Below are 9,018 nucleotides of genomic sequence, written 5' to 3' on the forward strand. Positions count from 1 at the left end.
TTCTGCAAACAGCGTATTATTTTACAAAAGCAAATAACTACTTTTCCCAAAGAACTTGTGGCCAATCCGGGGCTTTTCTACATCAGTCTCTTACTTAAATTCAACCAGTAAATCGATGGTCAATTTTCCGTCTCGGGAGAATGCGACTTGAGCCTTTGTCGGGAATTCCGCCAGACGTTTACGCAGGATTTTTACCAGCTCATGCCCGAAATCCGGTCGCAATCCGAAGTCCAGGTCGAACGAGATTTTTGCATAGGCGACCTTCCCCTTGAACAAGTCCCGTTCAGCAGCGACCGCTTTTTTCTTGGCATCGAGAAATTCGATTTTGCACAGGCCTTTGGTTCCAAAGACATTTTTCCAGGCACTGTTAAATTTTTCGGCAAAATCCTGCACGTCGCCAAAGACCTTGCGGTACTTCGCACCCACGTTTTTCACAAGGCCGTAGCTGTTGTATTTCGTAGTATCCACGAAGACGACACGATCCATTTTCCCGACAACCGCCGCAACGATCTTGACAGCCTCGCCAATGGAATCCGCCGTCGCCGAACCTTCCGCATGGTTGCGCAACTCACGCAGGGCGTTCTCGACGGCATAGACATGGGCTAGCAAATCTTCACCAGTAAACGAGGCAAAACGTTTTAAAGGAGCGGGTACATTCCATTCGCCACGGTTAAAATCGTAAGTAAACTTTTCCCTGCCGCCTTTGTTCTTCATGGGCAAAACAACAGAATAGCCAACCTTGAACGAGAGGGAATCAAAATCCACGACCATAGACGGATGAGCCCTCATCACAGAATCTGCATCTTTCGCATTTATACTTACATTGTAGCGGAGCTTTCCATAATTTTCCTCATGACCATCTCCGAACTTGGTATCAAACATTCCGACCCCCATGGAATAAACATGGTTGGACAACGACAAATCCACCTTGTCAAGAATTATAGCGTCATAGACTAGAGTGCCCCCTTTCGCGAGATAAATCAGAATTTTAACATAGACATCGACTTCGGCTTCAAAACGCTGTGTATTTTTCATATCCACATCGAATTTCGGGAGATACATCAGCTTTTGGGGCGAAATTTTAAGAACAATATAATTCTTCCCTTCATGCAACGGGACACTCCCCGTAACAGCTTGCAAAGAATCTCCATACAACTTCACAAAATCGCGTTCGTCATACTCCTTCCGCACATCCCGTAGAGTGCGGTTCAATATGGACACTCCGCCCAACGGAATTTTTTTCACGAAAATGCTATCCATTACTTTTTTTGCATCAGAGAGATTTATCTTGTTGTCATCGCCAATAGCACAATCCACGCCATATTCGACAATGTGGAGATACTCATCGAGATTTTCGACAATCTCCCTTATGCTGTATTTACTCTTTCCATAGGAGAATTCCTTTTTTTCAAGAAATGGGATTTCAACAATGTCCAAAGCCCAATAATAACCCTTCAGCGAAAAATACACCTCCCCTATTTCATCTATCAACTCCAGGTTATCCTTCGCCCCATCCTTGGACAGGAAAATCTTGTAATAGCCTTCCTTGATCCGAGCCGGCCAGCCTTTCGTATCCTCGGACGTCAATCCTGGCATTTCCAGGACAAATGACTTGAAATTTGTATTCAGTTCAGGATTCTCCTTGAATTTCGAAATTTTAAAATCGAACGAAACAACAGCATTGAGGGGAGAATCTTTTTTCAGGGGTCCCAAATCCAGATATACGCTATCCGTATTGAGATTGAAATCGATGCCCGACAATTTGGCATACGTGTTCGACATGCAAGAATCTTCTTTCAGCGTCAGGAGATCAATGGACTCCACCTTGGAATCGGCATCATGCATCAAGTTGAGATTGATAGACGAAAAGAAATCGGAATACCGTCGAGAACCCATCTTCGAATTCAAGGAATCCATCGTCTTTTTGAGGCCAGGCAAGTCCAACAACAGCGTGTCCTTGAATTCTCTCATATTGCCCTTCATGGCAAGCATGATGTTTGTCCTCACGGCATCGACCTTACCGATTATTTCAGAAACACTATACCAATAATCGCCTACTTTCAAATTTGCACTAGGCCCCCCAAAATAAGAAGAGTAAATGGAGAACGTCAAGGAATGACCGCTTACGACATGCGGAATTTCAAAATTTTCATCAAATCGGGGAATGCTCGAATCCGCGCTGGCGACTTCAAGTTTCAAGGCTGTCGAAGGATCGTTGAACTTCGCATTATTCTTGCAACAGACGATTTTCGGAGTGTACAAATAGCGGTTACTGGACGAATAGAAATGGTCCAAATCGGGTCTTGCCATGGGCGCATGCACATTGCCAAAGCAAAGTGCAAGGACCAACGCACCCAAAAGGCGGTGTGCAAGAAGCGTTGTCGTATTCATGATTCCTTCCTTATGACTTTTATTCTTAACGGATAAAATAGCAAAATAAAGGACGCGAAAGCAAATGCAATTCGCGTCTAAAATAATCGACTGGTGTAAAATTTTAGTTTCAGCGATTCAGGAGAATGCGTAGCGACCGCTTGCTATGCGGGTTACGGACGATATAGACACCGTTATTGAATCCGGCTGCCACGAGGGTAGATTTTAAATCATCCGTCAAGAGAATCGTACCAAGCTTTTTGCCAGAGAGATCAAAAACCTGGAGCCTTGTGTGCGAGTAAATCAAATCGGCTTCGCGTGGCAATACATGAATAGCAGTTGTCGACGTATCGCCCGAAGCAATCGAATCATCCGCAACAGCGTACCACTTGGCATTTTCAATGCTTGCGGTCGCATCGATCGGGGGCGTCGTGAGGTTTGCACCGTAATTTGCATTGTTCAGCATGCCGTCATCGACCATGCCGTAGAACACGCCCTTCGTAAGTTCCTTCGTGAAGTTGTTTTCGAGGTCGCCACGAAGCTGAGCCGTGCCGGAAAGTTTCTTGCCATTTACCGCCCACATCACGCCATAGACCTGTGCGTTGTCGGTCACGGTCGTATTCACGATAATCGAAAGCGCACCAACTTTAGCCTTGCCGCTAATCGTTCCGCTCACAAGCCAGGCATCATCTTCGAGCACGGCATCGCCGCTGATGTTTCCCGCAGTCACGAGCGCTCGCCCGCGAACCACGGCGTTATCGCTAATCGTTCCGCCATTCACGACGGCAAAATCTTCAATGCGTGCATTCCCCGAAACCGTACCACCGTTCACAACCGCATCGGGGCCCACATAAGCCGTAGCTGCAACTTTTGCCTTACTGCTCACGAGGCCGCCCCCATTGCTATGAGGCTTGTAGCCGCTTGCATTTGCGGGTTTCCAGAAATCTTTGTTGTAGCCTTCGGGAGCGCCGTTCACGACTTCAATCATGTACGGGTAGCGCACAATGCTGTAATAGAACTGGTCCCACAAAATCGTCTGCATCTCGGTCGGAGTCGCCGTTACGGCGAGCCACAAAGCCTTATCATTAGCCTTCGTCTCGATTTCAAGATTGAATCCTGTGCCGTGCTTCATTTCGCTGTATCGCGGCGTACCATCAGCACCTTCCGCCACCAAGCCAACCGTCCAACCCGAAGCTGGATTCGGCAATTTGTCCGGAGCGTAATTACACCAATTGTACGTTTTTCCTTTGTAGTAGTCGATATTGTCGCCAAAGCATTTATACCCGCTTACAGTAGGTTTCTCTTGCACGATTCCACGGAACTTGACCGTCACCTTCCCTGCCGTTTCCGGATAAATGCGTACAAGGTTGTAGCCCCAGCGCTGCGGAGCCCAGTAAGAGGGCGAAATGTAACGATTCGCGCAGTTCTCGGCCCCCGCGACGTTCCCATCCAAATTACCAGAACCATCACAATCCATCTTATTCAGCATTGTCACACGCGTGTGCCTGCGGTAATTGTCGCCCCAGCTTGCATCGCGGCGCGTCTTAAATTCATAATCGCCATAGAATTTTTTGTACAAACTCTTTTTCGCCGGAGCGTATTCAAGCGTCGCGTTCTTCATCGCAAACTTGCCGAACTGATCATTCAGCTGTTCTAGCGACCAGCCGTAAACCATCATCATCGCGCTAAACGGAGTCTGTTCCATGCGGCCATCTTCCCCGTCGCGAATCGATTCCATCCAGATGCGGTTGACTTCGTGCACTCCCTTGTAGCCACCTCCAAATTCTTCTTTCAAGTGTTCCAGGAATTGCCAGTTGCAATAGCGGTCACGCGTCGAACCGTAATACAAATACGGATAATTTATCAGATATTCCGAGCAATGAGCGTCATTTGGATTGTACTGATGTGCCATCCAGTTTGCATGCGATTCCGCCATCCAGCCAGAGTGGCTATTGTTTCCGAGCCAACCGGCAACCCCCTGCAAGCCATGAGCGAATTCATGCGAAGTTCCCCAATAATCCTTGAGCGAACCCACGCCAATCCACATGCCCGGGCCATATTCGCCGTTCAAGTCCTTCACAAAGTCCTGACCGCCATAAAGAGCCGCCATCACGGAATTATCGAACACATAGATATTGCTCTTGAGTTTTCTGTCGGGGCTTTTCGGGAACGGCAACATCCAACCGAGCGAATCAATGTAAAAGGAATACACTTTTTCAAGCGATTGAAGCACGCCTTCGGCATCGGAAACCGCAATAGAAACGTTATTTACAGAGCCATCATCGGCTTTCGGCTTTTTGCAAACTTCAAAATGTTCCGAAGAACGAATCAGCGTAAAGCCATTGCTTTCGCACTGCGGGACCCATTCAACGGCAAAAGCGCTCGGCCCCATCGCCGCGAGCGCAATCCCAACCAACATATAGTCCAATCTCATGATTCACTCCAAGAATCCGGCACACCCATGCCGGATATAATGTAATATATCCTTTTTTATGAAAAAAAGGAAAAAGGAGTGAAGAAACTACTTACCCTCATATAGGGTTGATACTATTTGCTCAAAACTTTTTAGAAGTCTGCCGTTCAAATCGTATTGCTCTGCATTTTCCTGTATGGAATTTTTCCATTTTTCCGCGCAAGCGGAATCTCCATGGCAGGCATCCATCTGGTAGAACTTATAATACCGCTTTTTCCCTGAATCCTTTTTATAGCCGTATATCCTGCTGGCAACATCGCCGCTCCCTTTTGGGAATAAGGGTTGAGCTCTCTCAAGGTCTTCCGTCGGGAAGTCTCCTTTCTTGAATTCATACTTTTGACAACGAAGGCGAAAAGGGCACAGCGTTATGGAATCGCCATTATCGTAAAAGAAGAGGAACGTACTGCCTACATCGACAGCATCCCAATTACGAGAATAAACCAGGTAATAACCGTCCTGTGACGAATCTAGTTCCGAATAGTAATTCAAATACCGAGCGAAATCATCGTCAAGGTCTGCACGCGCCTCATCGTCAATGGGAAAATCCCCATACATATAATCGGTATGAGCCGAATAGCACCCCAGCAAGAATAGGCAGAGAAGCAATAAACGAATCATACGAAATTTAGGCCCCATTCCATGCAGAAACTTATCGGCCCAATTTCTTGAATTCCGGCTGGATAAACACGCAATTGGAGTCTTTAGGCGCAGAGCGATAAAGCACCAAATCCACCGTAAAAATGCCCTTGGTAGAAGCACTTACCGACCAACGGCTACCGGCAGGGCAATCCTTAACGTTTTTGTTCAGCGTCGCCGTAAACTTTCCGCCCGTCATGCGATACGTAAAGTAATCAGACACTAAAGAATCCGGCATCTGGAGCGATTTCGGCCCACCCACCTTGTTTGTCTTTGCAAAGAAAGACTTTTGCGCCTGGATATAGTACAAAGTCTGCCCGGTCAAATCTTCGGACACCGCCTGCGATCCACCGAAAACGCTCGACGTTGAGCAACCGCGCACACCAAAGACGAGCACAAGCACAAACGCAAGCGAACAGCCAATAAAAATCCAGTACTTCGGCTGAACCTTTTTCGCAGCAGTTGCAATCTTTCCGCAAAGTTCCTTAAGTTTATCAGAAACGCGCGGCCCCTCGGACGGAGAACCCGAGAGCTTCATGTCCTGCAAAGCAATTCCGTCTTGCCACTTGAGGAGCTTCGTTGCAACGAGCATGTGGCAGAACTGCTTGGGGAAAGCAAGGCCAAACGCGGCAATGATAAAAAGAACAATGCTCAAGATGAACAGCACGAGCAAGGCATTATCAGCCGTAGGCAATAAATCCTTTGCCTGACGAAGAACATCCAAAAGTTTTTTGTCATCCGAAAAATTCTCAGCCGCAAAACGACCTGTGAACGAATTCGAATAACGGTTAAGCCCCATCTGCACGCCGTCTTTTGCCATCAGGCAAACTTTCGTGAGCACACGTTCGACTGCAAAAACGAACATTCCAAAGACCGCAATCAGCGATGCAATCAAACGTGCAGTACGTACAGGGGTCAAGCTTTTCATTTGTTCTCCTAGTCTTTAGTCATTAGTCAATGGTCATTAGTCATAATAATCGCGGCATAGCCGCCAAACTATAATCTAATAACTACCAACTAATAACTAGCAACTACGGCTCCGCCGCCTATTTCTTCTCCACCAGTTCCTTCGCCATCTTCTTTGCGGTCACAAAGTCAGCCTTGCCAGAACCAAGCTTCGGCATCACGTCTACGTTAAACGCAGCGGACGGGAGCATGAGAGGCGGCATGCCGCTTGCACGCAATTCCGAGAGCACGTCCTTCGGATCCTTTTCGCCCTGGTACAAAAGAACAATCTTTTCACCCTTGGTCGCATCCGGAATTGCAGTAACAACGTAATCACAGCCCTGCAAAACAGGCGTATCCTGAATCTTCTTTTCGACAGCGCCAAGGCTAATCATTTCACCGCCAAGCTTTGCAAAGCGGCTGTAGCGGTCCACAATCGTAAGGAAGCCGTCTTCATCGAGATAGCCCTTATCACCCGTGCGGTAATAGCGAATGCCATCCTTCTGGACAATCACGCTCTTCGTGCGGTCTTCGTCCTTGAGGTAACCCTTCATCACCTGGCAACCGCCAATGAGAATCATACCCGCTTCACCAGTCGGGAGGGGTTCGTTTGTTTCAGGATCGACAATCAAGAACTGCGTACCCGGGAGCGCAGGACCCACCGTACCCGGCTTGTTGTTCACCTGCAACGTGGTATAGTCATCGAACAACGTATTTTCAGTATTGACCGATGCCACCGGAGCCGTTTCCGTACAGCCGTAACCTTCGTAAATTTCCTTACCGAACTTGAGGCGAAACGCCGTTGCAAGTTCCGGGCGGAGCGCTTCGGCACCAGCGATAATAATACGCACAGACTTAAACATCAACGGGTGCACATAGCGGCTCACCGTAAAGGCTCGGAGGAACGTCGGTGTTGCCACCAAGAACGTTACCTGGAATTCAGCACAAACACGAGACATCGTCTTCACGTCGGTCGGGTCAGCCACAGCTACAATCGGGCAGCCTTCCGTGAGGTTCAAGAGCGTCGTCACCGTAAGACCAAAGCTATGGAACAGCGGGAGTTCCGAGAGCATCACGTCGCCACGGCTCACGTTCAAAATGCAAGCAAGCTGCTGGATATTGCCCATCAAGTTGCGCTGCGTAAGTTCCACACCCTTCGGCGTACCTTCAGAGCCAGAGCTAAACACAATCACAGCATTGTCGTCCATGTTGCGATGTTTCACAAACACAAGGCGAATAAGCCAGCTCGGCATGAGGATGCAAAGCACAAGGAAAGCAGCAATCTTTGCCTTCGGGATTTCCTTCATGATATCTTCGGCATAGAGCAAGCGCACCTTGTCCGATGCAATCTGCGAGTAATCGTTGCCACGGCCTTTCAGCTTTTGCACAAACTGGCGGCTCGTAATCACAGTCGAGCATTCAGCGCGATCGCAGCAGAACTTCACGTTTTCGACAGAAGACGTGTAGTTCAAGTTCACATTCGTCTTGCCAATCACCCAAAGAGCGAGGTTCACAATTACGCCTGCGGGGCTCGGCGGGAGCATAATACCCACGTTCTGTTCGTTTTTGCCAAGCGTCTTCTTGAGGTAGCCGCGGAAAGCCATCACAGCGCCCATCAGCTTGTAACCCGAGAAATGAGCGCCATCCGGGCTATAAATAGCAGGACCATTCTTCACGTACTTCTTGTAAGTGCGGATCCAGCTATCGGCAATCGGGTGCACAAACGAAACAGCGTAGTTCCAAGCGTCAATAGAAATGCGGCGGATAATGGCGCGGATTTCGTTGGGCGGCGTGTTCGCCGGGAGAGCTTCACCAAAAGCAACCGTCACAGAACGTTCAGCCGAAGCACCGAACATGTTCGAGGAGCTATAGCTATAGTTAGAACCCCACAAGCCCTGGATGTAGAACGGAATTACCTGAGCCTTCGTGCCATCGACAGCGGAGGAATAGTCAATCGTAAACGGTTCCACGTGCGGAGACTTGGAAACTTCGCCCGACGGGAAAATCACGACAGCCTTACCAGCGAGGAGAGCGGCATGAATCTTATCCATCGCAACCTTGGGATTGCGGTTATCAATACGGATCATACCCAAGCGTTTGAGCACGGCGCGCAAATACCACTTGTCGAAATGGTCCTTGTTACTTGCAATACAAAGCGGACGCGGAGAAGCCATCTGCACCATAGCCCAGTCAATAAAGCTGTGGTGGTTACCGACCAAGAGAATCGGACCATCGTTCGGGATGTTCTGCACGTTCAACACGCGGATTCTATAGCGGCTAAACACAAAACGTAAAAGCGTACGGAGCATAGCCTGCGGCAAGTTCGAAATTGACCAGACGAAAACACCCACAGAAATCACGGCAAGGCCAATGAAGTAGTTCTGCGGACGGATATCGGTGTTGCGGACCATCATCGTGAACACGAACAGGAACGCCACAAGCACCACAGCCTGGATCAAGTTCGCAAGAGCAATCACGGAACCGGAGTTGTTCGGACGCGTGTTATACTGCAAAAGCGCATTCACCGGCACCAAGATGAGACCGCCAAAGAAACCAGTCATGGAATAAAGCACAACGAGTGCAACCGGATGCAC

5 protein-coding genes are annotated in these 9,018 nt (G+C 48.6%); all 5 read right to left on the bottom strand.

The window, feature by feature from the left end:
- Nucleotides 1-90: 90 nt before the first annotated feature.
- Complete coding sequence (locus tag B3A20_RS06145) at nt 91-2,391, bottom strand: hypothetical protein (protein ID WP_290762843.1); 2,301 nt, start codon at nt 2,389-2,391, stop codon at nt 91-93.
- 109 nt (nt 2,392-2,500) lie between these two features.
- A complete protein-coding gene (locus tag B3A20_RS06150; RefSeq protein ID WP_290762844.1) occupies nt 2,501-4,804 on the bottom strand; it encodes a DUF6055 domain-containing protein in 2,304 nt (767 codons plus the stop codon).
- Nucleotides 4,805-4,891: 87 nt separating this feature from the next.
- Entirely contained in the window at nt 4,892-5,461 is a 570-nt protein-coding gene (locus tag B3A20_RS06155) for a hypothetical protein (protein WP_290762846.1), read from the bottom strand.
- Nucleotides 5,462-5,492: 31 nt separating this feature from the next.
- A complete protein-coding gene (locus B3A20_RS06160) occupies nt 5,493-6,407 on the bottom strand; it encodes a hypothetical protein (RefSeq protein ID WP_290762847.1) in 915 nt (304 codons plus the stop codon).
- A gap of 118 nt (nt 6,408-6,525) precedes the next feature.
- Nucleotides 6,526-9,018, bottom strand: a 2,493-nt coding sequence (locus B3A20_RS06165) for an AMP-binding protein (protein ID WP_290762848.1), incomplete at its 5' end; no start/stop codon positions are given.

The sequence above is a fragment of the Fibrobacter sp. UBA4297 genome (genome assembly GCF_002394865.1).
In the GTDB taxonomy this organism is placed as follows: Bacteria; Fibrobacterota; Fibrobacteria; order Fibrobacterales; family Fibrobacteraceae; genus Fibrobacter.

Excerpts from the sequence above, each read along its gene's own strand:
- B3A20_RS06145 (WP_290762843.1), bottom strand. The coding sequence starts at position 2,391 with ATGAATACGACAACGCTTCTTGCACACCGCCTTTTGGGTGCGTTGGTC.
- B3A20_RS06150 (WP_290762844.1), bottom strand. The coding sequence starts at position 4,804 with ATGAGATTGGACTATATGTTGGTTGGGATTGCGCTCGCGGCGATGGGG.
- B3A20_RS06155 (WP_290762846.1), bottom strand. The coding sequence starts at position 5,461 with ATGATTCGTTTATTGCTTCTCTGCCTATTCTTGCTGGGGTGCTATTCG.
- B3A20_RS06160 (WP_290762847.1), bottom strand. The coding sequence starts at position 6,407 with ATGAAAAGCTTGACCCCTGTACGTACTGCACGTTTGATTGCATCGCTG.